10 protein-coding genes are annotated in these 17,852 nt (G+C 61.3%); 9 read left to right on the top strand and 1 reads right to left on the bottom strand.

The genetic code is table 11. The features are described 5' to 3' along the window. Positions 1 to 98 precede the first annotated feature (98 nt). From J2Y90_RS19690 to J2Y90_RS19650, 9 genes are all read left to right on the top strand, one after another. Complete coding sequence (locus tag J2Y90_RS19690; protein WP_253502106.1) at positions 99 to 1,544, top strand: serralysin family metalloprotease; 1,446 nt, start codon at positions 99 to 101, stop codon at positions 1,542 to 1,544. Between the two features lie 91 nt (positions 1,545 to 1,635). Next, positions 1,636 to 2,064, top strand: a complete 429-nt coding sequence (locus tag J2Y90_RS19685) for an AprI/Inh family metalloprotease inhibitor (RefSeq protein ID WP_253502103.1) — start codon at positions 1,636 to 1,638, stop codon at positions 2,062 to 2,064. A 203-nt stretch (positions 2,065 to 2,267) separates the two neighbouring features. Further along, positions 2,268 to 4,043 carry a type I secretion system permease/ATPase gene (locus J2Y90_RS19680; RefSeq protein ID WP_253502100.1) on the top strand — a complete coding sequence of 592 codons (1,776 nt, stop codon included), beginning with the start codon at positions 2,268 to 2,270 and terminating at the stop codon, positions 4,041 to 4,043. Beyond that, positions 4,040 to 5,389, top strand: a complete 1,350-nt coding sequence (locus J2Y90_RS19675; RefSeq protein WP_253502097.1) for an HlyD family type I secretion periplasmic adaptor subunit — start codon at positions 4,040 to 4,042, stop codon at positions 5,387 to 5,389. Before J2Y90_RS19680 ends, J2Y90_RS19675 begins: the two co-directional genes overlap by 4 nt. Before the next feature lie 2 nt (positions 5,390 to 5,391). After that, positions 5,392 to 6,762: a TolC family outer membrane protein gene (locus tag J2Y90_RS19670; RefSeq protein ID WP_253502094.1), complete on the top strand. Its 1,371-nt coding sequence runs from the start codon at positions 5,392 to 5,394 to the stop codon at positions 6,760 to 6,762. 422 nt (positions 6,763 to 7,184) lie between these two features. Continuing rightward, positions 7,185 to 10,136, top strand: coding sequence for an autotransporter serine peptidase EprS (gene eprS, locus J2Y90_RS19665; RefSeq protein ID WP_253502091.1), 2,952 nt, complete (start codon positions 7,185 to 7,187; stop codon positions 10,134 to 10,136). Between the two features lie 196 nt (positions 10,137 to 10,332). Beyond that, positions 10,333 to 13,410: an autotransporter serine protease gene (locus tag J2Y90_RS19660; RefSeq protein WP_253502088.1), complete on the top strand. Its 3,078-nt coding sequence runs from the start codon at positions 10,333 to 10,335 to the stop codon at positions 13,408 to 13,410. A gap of 58 nt (positions 13,411 to 13,468) precedes the next feature. After that, positions 13,469 to 15,154 (top strand): polyurethane esterase, encoded by a 1,686-nt coding sequence (locus J2Y90_RS19655; RefSeq protein ID WP_253502085.1) that lies wholly within the window; start codon positions 13,469 to 13,471, stop codon positions 15,152 to 15,154. Between the two features lie 232 nt (positions 15,155 to 15,386). Further along, complete coding sequence (locus J2Y90_RS19650; protein WP_253505256.1) at positions 15,387 to 17,240, top strand: polyurethane esterase; 1,854 nt, start codon at positions 15,387 to 15,389, stop codon at positions 17,238 to 17,240. A 229-nt stretch (positions 17,241 to 17,469) separates the two neighbouring features. Here the strand turns inward: J2Y90_RS19650 and J2Y90_RS19645 are convergent, their stop codons facing one another. Further along, the gene (locus J2Y90_RS19645; protein WP_042610041.1) at positions 17,470 to 17,694 is read right to left on the bottom strand and encodes a YgdI/YgdR family lipoprotein; all 225 of its coding nucleotides are present in this window, start codon (positions 17,692 to 17,694) and stop codon (positions 17,470 to 17,472) included. Positions 17,695 to 17,852: the final 158 nt, after the last annotated feature.

Genomic DNA, 17,852 nt, shown 5'->3' with positions numbered 1-17,852 from the left:
GTTCGTTACGCCTTCATTGGGCGAGTGATAGGACGATCTCGCCAAAGATCGTCCTGTCGGACAAAAACTGTTCCATTGCTAAACAAGGAAGTGTGTTTATGTCGAAAGTTAAAACCAATGCTGTTGATTCCGCCGGACAGGCTTTCCAACTGGCTGCCTTCAGCTCGGCGTATAACCAGATCAATAGCTTCAGCCATCAGTACGATCGTGGCGGCAACCTCACGGTCAATGGCAAACCCTCGTACACCGTCGATCAGGCGGCTACACAATTGCTGCGTGATGGCGCTGCTTACCAGGACAAGGACGGCAGCGGCAAGATCGAACTCACCTATACGTTCCTGACATCGGCATCGAACAGCACGATGAACAAGCACGGGATCAGCGGGTTCAGTCAGTTCAGCGCGCAACAGCAGGCTCAGGCCAAGCTCGCCATGCAGTCCTGGGCCGATGTGGCCAATGTCACCTTCACCGAGAGAGCCTCGGGCGGCGACGGCCACATGACCTTCGGTAACTACAGCGGTGGCCAGGACGGCGCGGCGGCGTTCGCCTACCTGCCGGGGACCGGCGCCGGTTATGACGGTACGTCCTGGTACTTGATCAACAGCGGTTACACGCAGAACAAGAACCCGGACCTGAACAACTACGGTCGTCAGACCCTGACCCACGAAATCGGCCACACTCTGGGCCTTGCGCATCCGGGCGACTACAACGCCGGCAATGGCAACCCGACCTACAACGACGCGACCTACGGCCAGGACACCCGTGGCTACAGCGTCATGAGTTACTGGAGCGAGAGCAACACCAACCAGAACTTCAGCAAGGGCGGCGTCGAAGCCTATTCGTCCGGCCCGCTGATGGATGACATCGCTGCGATCCAGAAGCTCTACGGCGCCAATACCAGCACCCGCACCGGTGACACCACCTACGGCTTCAATTCCAACGCCGGCCGCGATTTCCTCAGCGCTTCGTCGTCGAGTGACAAAGTGGTGTTCTCGGTGTGGGACGCCGGCGGCAAGGACACCCTGGATTTCTCTGGCTTCACTCAGAACCAGAAGATCAACCTCAATGACGCTTCGTTCTCCGACGTAGGCGGCCTGGTCGGCAATGTCTCGATTGCCAAGGGCGCGATCATCGAGAACGCCATCGGCGGTTCGGGCAGTGATCTGCTGATCGGTAACAGCGTGGCCAACGAGCTGAAGGGCGGTGCCGGTAACGACATCCTCTACGGCGCTGGCGGTGCCGACAAGCTGTGGGGCGGTTCTGGTTCGGACACTTTCGTGTTCGCTGCCAGCTCGGATTCCAAGCCGGGTGCGATCGATCAGATTCTCGATTTTGTCAGCGGTCTGGACAAAATCGACCTGACCGGCATCACCAACGGCGCGGGCCTGCACTTCGTCAACAGCTTCACCGGCTCCGCTGGCGATGCGGTGTTGACCTCGTCGGGCGGTAACAGTCTGTTGTCGGTGGATTTCTCCGGGCATGGCGTGGCGGACTTCATCGTCAGCACCGTTGGCCAGGCAGCGACCAGCGACATCGTGGCGTGATGTGAAGGGAAAGCGGCGCCCCAAGCGTCGCTTTCTTTACTTGCATCGGTAGGCGCTGTAGGCAACGCTAAGGGCTGGAGCGAATTTTCCCATGATCAACAGAGCTTTTACCTACAAGGCATCGGCGTGGCTTTCAGTGGCGCTCGTTACGATTTCAGGAGCAACAGCGATGGCAAGCAGCCTCAGACTCGAAGAACCCTCCGTGTTTGCCGGAAAGTGGCAGGCAACACTGTCGGCAACGGGTGATGAACGACAAGCGCAAAAGCTGCAGGACAAGCCCTCGAATACTTGTAGCGTCGAATTGCTCGCCAACAAGACCGTTGGCCAGGGAGCAGACTGTCTTGGCGCCTGGCTCGAGCAGGCTCCGATCGGCTGGTTTCCCGATCCTGATGGGTTGTCGATCACCGGCAAGGAAGGCTCAAGAATCCAGTTTTTCAGCCGACAACGTGATGGGCTGTATCTGGCAACTTTGAAGTCCGGACTGATTGTCACGCTGGAACGTACGGCGTCCGATAACTGATCGGCCTTTTACAAACCCATATGGGTATAGCGATTCGTCACACGGTTATAAGCAAGGTCAATAAAAGCAACTGCACCGCATTAATCGGCGTTAGTTGTTATGAAAGTGTAAGTGGTCGCCACTCAAGTGTATTAGTGGATGGCTCGCTTAATTAATTGAAGTGTCGCCTCGCAGGGGCGATGAATACTGTTCAGGAAGAATCAATGAAGATGGCGAAGGCCCCAGCCACCGCTCCGTTAATCAAGGCACTGGGTGACTACAAGAGCATCTTGATCAGCGTCGGTTGTTTCACCGCGCTGATCAACGTGCTGATGCTGGTGCCGTCCATCTATATGCTGCAAGTCTATGACCGAGTGTTGTCATCGCAGAACGAGACCACGCTGGCGATGCTGTCGCTGATGGTCGTTGGTTTCTTCGTCTTTATCGGCCTGCTGGAAGTGATCCGCAGCTTTATTGTTATCCGCATCGGCAGCCAGTTGGAGCGCCGCTTCAACCTGCGCGTCTATCAGGCGGCGTTCGAGCGCAACCTGTTCAAGGGCGAAGGCAATGCCGGGCAGTCACTGGGCGACCTGACCCACATACGCCAATTTGTCACCGGCCCGGCGCTGTTCGCTTTCTTCGATGCGCCGTGGTTCCCGGTCTATCTGTTTGTGATCTACCTGTTCAACGTCTGGCTCGGTGTATTGGCCACGGCGGGTGCGTTGCTGTTGATCGCACTGGCCTGCCTCAACGAATACATGACCAAGAAGCCGCTGGGCGAGGCCGCTGGTTTCTCCCAGCAGTCCAGCCAGTTGGCCACCAGCCACTTGCATAACGCCGAAACCATTCAGGCCATGGGCATGCTCGGTTCGCTGCGCAAACGCTGGTTTGGCGTGCACTCGCGGTTTCTCGGCTTGCAGAATCAGGCCAGCGACACCGGCGCTGTGATCAGTTCGTTGAGCAAGACTCTGCGTCTATGCCTGCAATCCTTGGTGCTCGGCCTGGGCGCGTTGCTGGTGATCAAAGGCGACATGACTGCCGGCATGATGATCGCCGGTTCGATCCTGATGGGCCGGGTATTGAGCCCGATCGATCAGTTGATCGCCGTATGGAAGCAGTGGAGCGGGGCGAAGCTGGCTTACCGGCGTCTGGATGCGCTGTTGCAGGCCTTTCCGCCAAGCGACGAGTCCATGGCACTCCCAGCGCCGAAAGGCCAGATCACCTTCGAGCAAGTCAGCGCCGGCCCACCCGGGCAGCGCACCGCGACATTGCACATGGTCAATTTCAACCTCGGTGCCGGGGAAGTACTCGGTGTGCTCGGCGCGTCCGGTTCCGGCAAATCGACGCTGGCCCGGGTGCTGGTCGGCGTGTGGCCGGTGCTGGGCGGTACGGTGCGTCTGGATGGCGCGGATATTCATCGTTGGAACCGCGATCAGCTCGGCCCTTACATCGGTTATCTGCCGCAAGACATCGAGCTGTTCAGCGGCTCCATCGCCGAAAACATTGCGCGATTCAGCGAAGCCGATCCGCAAAAAGTCGTCACCGCTGCGCAACAAGCCGGCGTGCACGAGATGATCCTGCGCCTGCCGCAGGGCTACGACACGCAACTGGGCGAGGACGGCAGCGGCTTGTCCGGTGGCCAGAAGCAACGCGTGGCACTGGCCCGTGCGCTGTACGGCACGCCAAGTCTGGTGGTGCTCGACGAGCCCAATTCCAACCTCGACACCGTTGGCGAAGCCGCACTGGCCAGCGCTATTGCGCAACTCAAGGCCCAGGGCACCACTGTGATTCTGGTTACGCACCGCTCTTCGGTACTGGCTCAGGCTGACAAGCTGTTAGTGCTCAACGACGGTCGTTTGCAGGCGTTCGGCCCAAGTCAGGATGTGCTCAAGGCACTGTCCGGCCAGCAGGAACAGCAACGAGAAAAAGCTGCACAAGCACCGGGCGGGCTCAGCATGAGCCGGCAGTATCAGCCCACGACAAGGAATTCGGGTGTATGAGCAGCGCCAGCATGAACACTGAAAACGAAGCGAACATGGAACACGCCTACATCACCGAGCGCCCGGAACGCGATGCGAAATTCTTCGCGCGCATGGGCTGGATCCTGGCCATCGTCGGCGCTGGCAGTTTCTTTACCTGGGCGGCACTGGCGCCGCTCGATCAGGGCATTCCGGTGCAGGGCACGGTGGTGGTCTCGGGCAAACGCAAGGCTGTGCAGTCGATGAGCAGCGGCGTGGTCAGCCGGATTCTGGTGCGCGAAGGCGAAATCGTGAAGCAGGGCCAGCCGCTGTTCCGCCTCGACCAGACGCAGGTGGCGGCCGACGTGCAATCGCTGCAGGCGCAGTACCGCATGGCCTGGGCCAGCCTTGCGCGCTGGCAGGCCGAGCGCGACAACCTCAAACAAGTGACCTTTCCGCCTGAGCTGAGCAATGACCCGGACCCGCGTCTGGCGTTGGTGCTGGAAGGCCAGCGGCAACTGTTCAGCAGCCGCCGCGAAGCGTTCTCACGTGAGCAGGCGGCACTGCGCGCCAATATCGAAGGCGCCACTGCGCAACTGGCCGGGATGCGCCGCGCGCGCAGCGACCTCAATGCCCAGGCCAGCTCTTTGCAGCAACAACTGAGCAACCTGCAACCGCTGGCCGACAACGGCTACATTCCGCGCAACCGCTTGATGGACTACCAGCGGCAACTGTCGCAAGTGCAGCAACAGCTGGCGGAAAACACCGGCGAAAGCGGGCGCGTCGAGCAGGGCATTCTTGAGTCGCGCCTGAAATTGCAACAGCACGGTGAGGAATACCAGAAGGAAGTCCGCACGCAACTGGCCGACGCGCAGTTGAAAAGCGTGACCCTGTCCGAGCAATTGACCTCCGCCGGTTTTGACCTGCAACACAGCGAAATCCTGGCGACTGCCGATGGCGTAGCGGTCAATCTCGGCGTGCACACTGAAGGCGCCGTGGTGCGTCAGGGCGAAACCCTGCTGGAGATCGTTCCGCAAGGCACCACACTGGAAGTGGAAGGGCATTTGCCGATCAACCTGATCGACAAGGTCGGCACGCATCTGCCGGTGGACATTCTGTTTACCGCCTTCAATCAGAGCAAAACTCCGCGTGTGCCCGGCGAGGTCAGCCTGATCTCCGCCGACCAGATGGTCGATGAGAAAACCGGCGTGCCGTATTACGTGTTGCGCAGCAGCGTTAGCGATCAGGCGATGGAAAAACTCAACGGCCTGGTGATCAAACCCGGCATGCCAGCGGAAATGTTCGTGCGCACCGGTGAGCGTTCACTCCTCAACTACCTGTTCAAACCGCTGCTCGATCGCGCCGGTTCCGCGTTGACCGAGGAATAAGGATGTTCGGCTGTATGAATAAGCTTTCCATGCTGGGCGCCGCAATGATGCTGCTGGCCAGTCACTCGGCAGTTGCGGCCATGGGGCCGTTCGAGATTTACGAACAGGCGTTGCGCAATGATCCGGTATTCCTCGGTGCGATCAAGGAACGCGACGCCGGCCTGGAAAACCGTGCCATCGGTCGCGCCGGGCTGCTGCCGCGGATCGGCTACACCTATAACAAGGGGCGCAACTCTTCCAAGGCTACGTCCCTTGATGATCGTGCGCGCAACCGCACCGACGAGCGTAATTACAGCAGTTACGGTTCGGCACTGACGGTGCAGCAACCGCTGCTCGATTACGAGGCTTACGCGGCGTATCGCAAGGGTGTTGCGCAGTCGCTGTTCGCCGACGAAGCCTTTCGCGGCAAGAGTCAGGAGCTGCTGGTGCGAGTGCTGGATAACTACACCAAAGCCTTGTTTGCCCAGGATCAGATCGACATCGCCCAGGCGAAGAAGAAGGCCTACGAGCAACAGTTCCAGCAGAACGAGCACATGTTCAAGCAAGGCGAGGGCACGCGCACCGATATTCTCGAAGCCGAGTCGCGTTATGAATTGGCGACTGCCGAGGAGATCGAAGCGCGCAACGAGCAGGATGCTGCCTTGCGCGAACTGGGGGCGCTGGTGGGCGTGCCAGCGGTGGACATCGGCGACCTGGCTCCGCTCGGTCAGCAGTTTCAGACCTTCACGCTGCAACCGGCCAACTTCGACACTTGGCATGAACTGGCGATCAGCAACAACCCGAATCTGGCTTCGCAACGCCAGGCTGTCGAGGTGGCGCGCTATGAAGTCGAGCGCAACCGCGCCGGGCATCTGCCGAAAGTCAGCGCCTACGCCTCGATGCGCGACAACGAATCGGAGAGCGGCAATACCTATAACCAGCGCTACGAAACCAACACCATCGGCCTGGAAGTCAGCGTGCCGCTGTACGCTGGTGGCGGGGTATCGGCTTCAACCCGTCAAGCCAGCCGCACCATGGAACAGGCCGAATACGAACTGGATGGCAAGACCCGCGAGACCTTGATCGAACTGCGCCGACAGTTCAGCGCCTGCCTCTCGGGCGTGAACAAATTGCGTGCGTATCAGAAGGCGCTGAAGTCGGCGGAAGCGCTGGTGGTGTCGACCAGACAAAGCATTCTGGGTGGCGAACGGACCAATCTCGATGCGTTGAACGCCGAGCAGCAACTGTTCACCACCCGCCGGGATCTGGCCCAGGCGCGTTATGACTACCTGATGGCCTGGACCAAATTGCATTACTACGCCGGGACTTTGAACGAGCAGGATCTGGCGCGGGTGGACGAGGCTTTTGTGGTTGCGCAACAGCCCTCACCCTAACCCTCTCCCAGAGGGAGAGGGGACCGACCGAGTCGCCTGCGATAGCTGCATCGACCTGAGCGACCGAGGCGGACTCAGGTTTAGAGATCAACACAAATCGGCTCCCTCTCCTCGAGGAGAAGGCTGGGGTGAGGGGACCGGCCGAGTCGCCTGCGATAGCTGGATCGACCTGAGCGACCGAGGCGGACTCAGGTTTAGAGATCAACACAAATCGGCTCCCTCTCCTCGAGGAGAGGGCTGGGGTGAGGGGACCGGCCGAGTCGCCTGCGATAGCTGCATCGACCTGAGCGACCGAGTCGGACTCAGGTTTAGAGATCAACACAAATCGGCTCCCTCTCCCTGGGGAGAGGGCTGGGGTGAGGGGGAACAGGCGACACCGCAGTCAGCCTTGTACAAAACAACAAAAAACGAGAGTGATGAACATGGACGTACGCATCAAGCCGATCTCGGTCGGCTCCCTGTTGCTTGTGATTTCTGCAAACCAGGTTCAGGCGCAATACCTGGAGCCCGGCCAGCCCGGCGATCCGGCCAGTTGGCGCAGCGCCGAGTTCCTGCGTGACTGGGGCCTTGAACGCATGCAGGCCGATCAAGCCTACGCTGCCGGCATCACCGGCAACGGCGTGAAAATCGGCGCGCTCGATTCCGGTTTCGATGCCGCCCACCCGGAACTCTCCGCCGATCGTTATCACCCGGTACCCGCCAGCGGCAGCTACGTCGACGGCTCAGCGTTCAACGTCGACGGCACCCTCAACCCGAACAACGATTCCCACGGCACCCACGTGGTCGGCACCATGGGCGCCGCCCGTGATGGCAGCGGTATGCACGGGGTTGCTTACAACGCGCAAATCTACGTCGGCAACACCAACAAGAACGACAGCTTCCTCTTCGGCCCCGGCCCTGATCCGCGTTATTTCAAAGCGGTCTACGACAGTCTCGCCGATGCCGGGGTACGGGCGATCAATAACAGTTGGGGCAGTCAGCCGCCGGATGTCAGCTATCGCACCCTGGCGGATCTGCACGCCGCCTACGCGCAACACTGGAACAAGAGCACCTGGCTCGACGCCGCAGCCGATGTCTCCCGGCGCGGCGTGATCAATGTCTTCAGCGCCGGCAACAGCGGTTACCCGAACGCCAGCGTACGTTCAGCGCTGCCGTATTTTCAGCCGGATCTGGAAGGCCACTGGCTGGCGGTGTCCGGGCTCGATCAGAGCAATCAGCAGAAATACAACCAGTGCGGCATCGCCAAATACTGGTGCATCACCACCCCGGGAGCGAAGATCGACAGCACCATTCCCGGTGGCGGTTACGCGATCAAGTCCGGTACATCGATGGCGGCACCGCACGCGACCGGTGCGTTGGCACTGGTGATGGAACGCTATCCGTACATGAGCAACCAGCAGGCGCTCGAAGTGCTGCTGACCACCGCCACTCAGCTCGACGGCTCGGTCACCGATGCACCGACCACGCGGGTCGGCTGGGGCGTCGCCAACCTCAACCGGGCGATGCGCGGGCCGGGCCAATTGCTCGGCGCGTTCGATGCCAATCTGGGGACAGGGCAGCGCGATGTCTGGAGCAATGACATCTCCGACAAGGCGCTGATTCAGCGTCAGGGCGAAGACCTCGCCGAGCACAGCGCCTGGCAGAAAACCCTGCAGGACAAAGGCTGGCAGAACGGGCTCCCCACGGGCGCCAGTCAGCAGGACCAGAGCGATTACGCCGTCGGCATGCTCCGTGATGCAGCAGCGGCGAGCCGGGTGTATCAGGGTAGCCTGATCAAGTCCGGCGCCGGCCAGTTGCTGCTCAGCGGCGCAAACACCTACCGTGGCCCGACCACCGTAAACGGCGGGCTGCTCACCGTTAATGGTTCGCTGACCTCAGCAGTCACCGTCAACGACAGCGGCACCCTCGGCGGCTCCGGACGCATCGCCGCGTTGACCGCCAACAGCGGCGGCCGGGTCGCACCGGGCAACTCCATCGGCACCTTGAACGTCGCTGGTGATGTGACACTCGCCCCGGGCTCGACTTACGCCGTTGAGCTATCGCCCACCAGCAGCGACCGTATCGTCGCCGGCGGCACGGCAATCGTCAGCGGCGCCAGTGTCAGCCTTTCGCTGGAAAACAGCCCGACCTTGCTCAGCAGCGCCGAAGCGCAAAGCCTGCTCGGCCGCCAGTACAACATCCTGCAAGCGGCCGGCGGCGTGCAGGGGCAGTTCGCTGCGGTAGTGCCGAACTACCTGTTCATCGGCGGCGCCCTCGATTACGCCGCAAGCGGCATTCAGTTGAACATCGAACGTAACGCGACCAGCTTCGCCAGCGTCGGGCAAACGCCCAACCAGCGTTCGGTGGCAGCGGCCGTCGAAGCTTTGGGCGCCGGTAGTTCCGTCTACGAAAGTGTGTTGCGTGCACCCACTCAAGCCTCGGCGCAGCAAGCCTTTCAACAGCTGAGCGGCGAGATTTATCCGGCGCTCGGTACGATGCTGATCAACGACAGCCGCCAGTTGCGTGATGCGGTCGGCGAGCGGCTGCACGATGAATCCACGACGCGCAGCAACGGCTGGATCAAAGCGCTCGGGGCCTGGGGCAGCACCGATTCGGGCCACGACACCGCTGGCTACAACACCTCGATCGGCGGCCTGCTGGCCGGTGTCGACGGCGCGCTCGACGAGCAGACCCGAATCGGTGTGGTCACCGGTTACAGCGACAGTTCGCTGAGCATGGGCTCGGGCACACATTCTTCGGCGAAAGTCGACAGCTATCACCTCGGCGCGTATGCCGGCCACGACCTCGGCGCGTGGCGCTTGAGCACCGGCGCGGCGTACAGCTGGCATCGCGGCGATGTGAAGCGCGATCTGCAATACGACGAAGTCAGCGCCAAGCAGAAAGCCAAGCTTGATGCGACCACCACACAGGTCTTCGGCGAGGCGGCGTATCGGTTGCAGTTACAAGCGCTGGCGCTGGAACCGTTCGCCAACCTGACCTACCTGCATCTGGACACCGAAGGTTTCACCGAGAAGGGCGATGCTGCTGCGTTGAAAAGCGCTGGGGATCAGCGCGACGTGGTGTTGAGCACTCTGGGCATGCGGGCGAGCAAAACCTTCAATCTTTCCAGTCAGCAAGCGCTGGACCTCAGCGCTCGTCTCGGCTGGCAGCACAGCCTCAGCGATATCGAATCGGAGCAGCATTTGCGCTTTGCCAATGGCGGCACGCCTTACGCGGTGGAGAGCTCGGCGCTCGTGCGCGATGCGGCGCTGGTCGGTGTGCAGGCCAGTCTGGCGCTGAGCAAGGACGTGCGGGTCAACCTTGACTACAACGGCCAACTGGCCAGCCGCGAGAAGCTGCATGGCGTTGGGCTGAGCCTGAACTGGCAGTTCTGACCGGGCGCAAATCGCCTGTCTGCCGCCACGCTCCCGCTGCCCCACACTGAGCGTTCCCACGCTCTGCGTGGGGACGCCTCTCAGGACGCTCCGCGTTCCAATGGGACGCAGAGCGTCCCGGGCTGCATTCCCACGCAGAGCGTGGGAACGATCAAGGCAACAGGATTTTTCGCAACATCACTAAGGAAGGTCGTGGATGGATAACAACAATACCCCCGCGCAATCGGCTGGCCGCTTTGCCCTGAAAACCCTGACAGTCGCCATGCTCTGTGCCAGCGCGATGGCGCAGGCAGCGCCGTACGTGGAAAACGGCCGCAACGGCGATCCCTCAAGTTGGCGCAGCAGTGAATTCAAGGCTGACTGGGGCCTGAGCGCGATCGGCGCGGATTACGCTTACGCCGCCGGTTACACGGGCAAGGGCGTGAAACTCGGAATTTTTGATCAGCCGGTGTACGCCGCGCATCCAGAGTTTTCCGGCAGCAACAAGGTCATCACCCTGGTCACCAGCGGCATTCGCGAATACACCGACCCGTACATCCCGGTCAAAGCTGGCGATGCGTTCCGCTATGACGGTTCGCCCTCGGTGGGCTCCGACGGCAAACTCGGCGCCCACGGCACCCACGTCGGGGGCATCGCCGCAGGCAGTCGAGATGGTGGGCCGATGCACGGCGTGGCCTTCGGTGCACAGATCATCAGCGCCGATAACGGTGACCCGGGACCGGAAGACGGCATCGTGCGCGGTAACGACGGCGCGGTGTACAAGGCTGGTTGGGATGCACTGATCGCCAGTGGTGCGCGGATCATCAACAACAGCTGGGGCATCGGCATTACCGATCGCTTCGACCTTGGTGGTCGTAATCCGGCGTATCCGCACTTCACCGTCAACGACGCGCAGTTGCAGTTCAACGAGATCCGCACACTGCTTGGCACCAGGCCCGGCGGTGCCTACGACGGCGCGATTGCCGCCGCGCGCAGTGGCATCGTGACGATCTTCGCCGCCGGCAACGACTACAACCTGAACAATCCGGACGCCATTGCCGGGCTCGGCTACTTTGTCCCGGAGATCGCGCCGAACTGGATCACCGTCGCCGCGTTGCAGCAGAACCCGGACCTGGCCAGCGCCAACCCGTACATCATGAGTACGTTCTCTTCGCGCTGCGGCTACACCGCGAGTTTCTGCGTCTCGGCACCGGGCACGAAGATCTTCAGCTCGATCATCGAAGGCACCAACGCCGACAACTTGACCACCGGCTACAAAAATTACAACGGCACCTCGATGGCCGCGCCACATGTGGCCGGTTCCATCGCGGTGCTGATGGAGCGCTTCCCGTACATGACCGGTGACCAGGTCGCGACGGTCTTGCGCACCACTGCCACCGACCTCGGCGCGCCGGGCATCGACGCCTTGTACGGCTGGGGCATGATCAACCTGCGCAAAGCCATCGACGGCCCGGCGATGTTCGTGACCGAGCAGGACATTCCCGAGGAATTCCGCGTGCAGGGCGCTTACGGCTCCGGCCAGTTCGTCGCCGATCTGCCGGGCATCGGCGCGATCATCGATCAGGGCAAACCCACCGAGCGGGTATGCACCGACATCACGTGCGGCCTCGACACTTGGCGCAACGACATCGGCGGTCACGGCGGCCTGACCAAGCAAGGTATCGGCACCCTGGTGCTGACCGGCAACAGCACTTACAGCGGCCCGACCCTGGTCAATCAGGGCCGACTGGCAATCAACGGTTCGCTGCAATCGGCGGTCACCGTCAACAATGGCGGCATCCTCGGCGGCAATGGCCGCATCGGCGCGCTGGCGGTGAACAGCGGCGGTACGGTGGCGCCGGGCAATTCCATCGGCACCCTGAACGTCGCCGGTGACGTGACGTTCGCGCCCGGTTCGACCTACGCCGTAGAGCTGTCGCCAACCAGCAGCGATCAAATCGTTGCCACTGGCAAAGCGGTCGTCGAAGGCGCCACGGTGAGCTTGTCACTGGAAAACAGCCCGACCTTGCTCAGCACCGGCGAAGTGCAAAGCCTGCTCGGCACCCGTTACAACATTCTGCAAGCAGCGGGTGGCATTGAGGGGCGCTTCGGTCAGGTCTTGCCGAATTACGCCTTCCTCGGCGGCACCCTCGATTACTCGGCGGGCGGTATTCAGCTGGCGGTCGGGCGTAATGAGGCATCGTTTGCCAGCGTCGGCCTGACGCCCAACCAGCGCGCCGTCGGTGCCGCTGCCGAGCGTCTGGGCGCGGGCAATGCGCTGTTCGAAACCTTGCTGCTGTCGCCAAACGCGGCGTCGGCGCAGCAGGCTTTTCAACAGTTGTCGGGTGAAATTCACCCGGCCATTGGCACGCTGCTGATCAACGACAGCCGCTACCTGCGCGAAGCGGTGGGCGAACGTCTGCGCGAGCGTGATCTGTTCAATGCCGATGCGCCGACGGACGAGCGCAGCAACGTCTGGGTCAAGGTCCTCGGCTCGTGGGGCGAAAGCGACGGCGGGCATGAAAACGCCGATTCCAACAGCTCCATCGGTGGGCTGCTGGCCGGTGTCGACGGTCTTGTTGCTGAAGATACCCGTCTCGGTTTCGTTACCGGTTACAGCGACAGTTCGTTGAGCATGGGCAGCGGCACGCATTCTTCAGCGTCGGTCGACAGCTACCATTTGGGTGCGTATCTGGGTCATGAAATCGACGCGTTGCGCCTGACCGTCGGCGGCGCCTACAGCTGGCATCGTATCGACGTGAAGCGTGATCTGCAGTTCGGCGACGTCAGCGGCAAACAGAAAACCAAGCGTGACGCGACCACGGCGCAACTGTTCACCGAGGCCGCGTACGACCTGGGCCTGCAACCGATGAACCTTGAGCCATTCGCCAATCTGTCCTACGTGCACCTCAACACCGACAGCTTCACCGAGAATGGTGATGCCGCCGCGCTCAAAGGTGGCGAAGACAACCGCGACGTGGTGCTGTCGACCCTCGGCGTGCGTGCCAAGCGCAGCTTTGTCCTGTCGGACCAGCATCAACTGGAGCTCGGCGCGAGCCTCGGCTGGCAGCACAACCTGAGCAGCGTCGATGCCGACAGCCACTTGGCCTTCGCCAACGGCAACAGCGCGTTCACCGTGCAGAGCGTGTCGATGGATCGTGACGCTGCCGTGGTCGGCGTGCGCGCCGGGCTGGCGCTTAATCGCGACGTGCGGGTCAACCTCGATTACAACGGCCTGATCGGCTCCAACGAGAAGGATCACGGCGTCGGTCTGACCCTCGACTGGCAGTTCTGAGGCGTAACCGGCAGCGCTTGGCGGGCTGCCGGTTTTTCAAGAAAAGGGAGCGCTGCACATGGGACTGTTCGATTACAAAAATGCCGACGGCAAAGCGCTGTACAGCGATGCCATCGCGCTGACGCTGTATGCCTACACGCCGACCGGAGAACCGCTGCCGGCCACGGCGTGGGCGCCGGTCACCGCGACGGCGCTGGGCTATCAGGGCAAAGTCGGCGCGCAGGGTACATTTTTCGGTGAGCAGGACGGCTTCACCAGCGCCGAAGCCGAAGTGCTCGGCAAATACGACGCGGCGGGCAAACTGATCGGCCTCGGCATTGCCTTTCGTGGTACTGGCGGGCTGGGTTACAGCGACACCTTTGGTGATTTGAAAAACAATCTGCTGGCGGCAGTCGGGCCCTCGGATTACGCGAGCCACTACGCAAAAAACGCTTTCGACAATCTGCTCAAGGCTGTTGCCGCTTTCGCGATCGCCAACGGCATTGCCGCGAGGGATGTGCTGATCAGCGGCCACAGCCTCGGTGGGCTTGGGGTCAACAGCGTCGCCGAGTTGAGTGCGGACCACTGGGACGGCTTCTACAAAGACGCCAATTACATTGCGTTCGCCTCGCCGACCCAGAGCACCGGCAACCAAGTGCTCAATATCGGTTTCGAAAACGATCCGGTGTTCCGCGTGCTCGATGGCACCACGTTCAGCACGGCGTCCATGGGCAAGCACGACAAGCCGCACGAATCGACCACCGATAACCTCGTCAACTTCACCGACAACTACGCCTCCACGGCGCAGAATCTGGTGCCGTTCAGCATCGTCAACCCGCTGAACTGGTCGGCCCACAGTTCGTTGGGCTATGCCGATGGCTTGAATCGAGTGATCGATTCGGCGTTCTACAACCTGACCGAGCGAGACTCGACGATCATCGTCGCCAATCTCGAAGAAGCGTCGCGGGGCAAGACCTGGGTCGAGGATCTGGGCCGCAGCGGCGAGCCGCACACCGGCAGCACTTTCATCATTGGCACGCAGAGCGGCGACTGGCTCAAGGGCGGGGCGGGCAACGATTTCCTTGAGGGGCTGGGCGGCGATGACCGTTTCCGCGATGACGGCGGGTACAACGTGATTTTGGGCGGGCAGGGCCACAACACTTTCGAGCTGCAGAAACCGTTGCAGAACTTCAGCTTCGCCAACGATGGTGACGGCACGCTGTACGTGCGCGATGCCTATGGCGGCATCAGCCTGACCCGCGACATCGGCGCGCTGGTCAGCAAGGAGGCCGGTTCGTGGTGGGGCAGCAAGGAGCTCACTTGGGGCGTCACCGCCAAGGGCTTGAGCAACGGCAGCGAACTGACGCGGTACAACCATTCGCTCAGCGGTGATGGCTACGGCAATGCGCTGCATGCCACCGCGGACGGCGACTGGCTGTTCGGCCTCGGTGGCGATGACCAACTGATCAGCGACAAGGCGCAGGTGACATTTGTTGGCGGCGCCGGCAACGACGTGATGACGGCGGTGGGTGGCAACAACACGTTCCTGTTCAGCGGCGCGTTCGGTTTTGATGCGATCAATGGTTATCAGGGCAGCGACAAATTGCTGTTCATGGGCGTCGAGGGCGCGGGGCAGGGCTATGACTACAAGCAGCATGCCGCGCAGTCCGGCGCCGATACTGTGCTGAAGATTGGCGATTTTGCCGTGACGCTGATTGGCGTGGGCGTGGCTAATCTGACGGACTCAAGTTTCGTCTTCGCCTGATTCCGAAGGTGCAGGCGATCTCAGTGTGGGAGCGAGCCTGCTCGCGAAAGCGGTGGTTCAGGCGATTGTGATGTTGAATGTGCTGCCGCTTTCGCGAGCAGGCTCGCTCCCACAGGTCCGGTGTACGCATGACATTTGAGGGACCATTAAACGACACATGAAATGCTCCGGAGCCTTGCGCTCTGGCTGTGAGCTATCTCTGACAATTCCAACAACAAGAGAGGCAATGGCAATGGGTGTATACGACTACAAGAACTTCGGTACGGCCGATTCCAAGGCGCTGTTCAGCGATGCCATGGCGATCACGCTGTATTCCTATCACAACCTCGATAACGGTTTCGCCGCCGGTTACCAGCACAATGGCTTTGGCCTCGGCTTGCCGGCGACGCTGGTCACCGCACTGATTGGCGGCACCGATTCGCAAGGGGTGATCCCCGGCATTCCATGGAATCCCGACTCGGAAAAGCTCGCCCTTGAGGCCGTGCAGAAAGCCGGCTGGACGCCAATCACTGCCGCGCAATTGGGCTACGACGGCAAGACCGATGCACGTGGGACATTCTTCGGCGAAAAGCCCGGCTATACCAGTGCGCAAGTGGAAATCCTCGGCAAGTACGACGCCCAGGGTCACCTGACCGAATTGGGCATCGCCTTTCGCGGCACCAGCGGCCCACGCGAGATCCTCATCGGCGATTCGATTGGCGACGTGATCAGCGATCTGCTCGCAGCGTTCGGCCCGGCCGATTACGCGAAAAACTACGTCGGTGAAGCCTTCGGCAATCTGCTCAACGATGTTGTCGCATTCGCCCAGGCCAATGGCCTTAGCGGCAAGGAAGTGCTGGTCAGCGGCCACAGCCTCGGCGGTCTGGCAGTTAACAGCATGGCTGACTTGAGCGGCGGCAAATGGGGCGGGTTCTTCGCCGATTCCAACTACATCGCCTACGCTTCGCCGACCCAGAGCAGTACCGACAAGGTGCTCAATATCGGCTATGAAAACGACCCGGTGTTTCGCGCCCTCGACGGTTCGACTTTCAGCAGCGCTTCGGTGGGTGTGCACGACACGCCGCACGTCTCGACCACCGACAACATCGTCAGCTTCAATGACCACTACGCCTCGAGCGCGTGGAACGTGCTGCCGTATTCGATTTTGAACATTCCGACGTGGATCTCGCACCTGCCCACGGGTTACGGCGATGGCATGACCCGCATGCTGGAATCGCAGTTCTATGATCTGACCAGTCGTGACTCGACGATCATTGTCGCCAACCTGTCCGACCCGGCCCGGGCCAATACCTGGGTGCAGGATCTGAACCGCAACGCCGAAACCCACAAGGGCAGCACATTCATCATCGGCAGTGACGGCAACGACCTGATTCAGGGCGGCAGCGGCAACGATTATCTGGAAGGCCGCGCCGGCAACGACAGCTTCCGCGACAGCGGCGGCTACAACATCATTCTCGGCGGGCAGGGCAGCAACACGCTCGACTTGCAGCAGACGGTGAAGAACTTTGATTTCGCCAATGACGGCGCCGGCAACCTGTACATCCGCGATGCCAACGGTGGAATCAGCATCACCCGGGACATCGGCAGCATTGTCAGCAAAGAACCGGGTTTTCTCTGGGGCGTGTTCAAGGACGACGTGGAGCACAGTGTCACCGCCACGGGGTTGAAAGTCGGCAGCAACCTCACCGCTTATGAATCGAGCGTAAAAGGCTCGGCCGGCGCTGACACGCTAAAGGCGCACGCTGGCGGCGACTGGCTGTTCGGGCTGGAGGGCAATGATCATTTGCTCGGCGGCGCGGGTAATGACGTGTTTGTCGGTGGCGCTGGCATTGATATGCTGGAATCGGGCGGCGGGGCGGATACGTTTCTGTTCCACGGCGCGTTCGGCCAGGATCGGGTGCTTGGCTATACGGCCAATGACAAACTGGTGTTTCTCGGCGTGCAGGGTGTATTGCCGGGGGATGATTTGCGCGCGCATGCCTCAGCGGTCGGGCAGGACACTGTGCTGACTTTTGGCGGGGATTCGGTGACGTTGGTGGGCGTGGCGCTGGGGAGTTTGAGTGCCGATGGGGTTGTTATCGCCTGATGTTGGTGCGGGGCCTTCGCCGGCCCCTTCGCGAGCAGGCTCGCTCCCACACTGGATCTGCGTCGTTCACAAATCTTTACCAGGAGCTGCCGAAGGCTGCGATGTGATCGTTCCCACGCTCCGCGTGGGAATGCAGCCCGGGACGCTCTGCGTCCCCCTCGAGAGCCGAACGCGGAGCGTCCGTGGAGGCATTCCTTTGCTGCGCATGGGAACGATCATTCAGGCCAAGTCAGTCTTCCTTGCGAACGGTCGCTACTTCATCAGCGCGAACCTTGACCTTGGCGCCGGAAATGTCCTCGAATTCATAGAAGCCATCTTCGGTCTTGGTCTTCGGCATGTCCTCGGTCAGGTATTGGGTGCCATTCTGCAGCGTCACCACGGTCTGGGTCGAACAGCCGCCCAGCGCCAACAGGGCTGCGACCGCTACAGGAATGCCCAGCATCTTGATTTTCATACCCACTTCTGACTCCTTGCTTGAATGTGATTGCGGGCATTGTCGGCCCTCTAACGCGGTTGGTGCCAGCATCGGCGGAAAAGTTCGATCTCGGCGCGAAAAAATGCCATTGATCTTTTTCCGTTTGCGCCGGACAGGGCTGAGCTGTTATCTGTACG

This window comes from Pseudomonas koreensis (assembly GCF_024169245.1).
GTDB classification, from domain to species: Bacteria; Pseudomonadota; Gammaproteobacteria; order Pseudomonadales; family Pseudomonadaceae; genus Aquipseudomonas; species Aquipseudomonas koreensis_F.
Note: the sequence above shows the minus strand (reverse complement) of the source record. Positions and strands in the feature narration are given on the sequence as shown.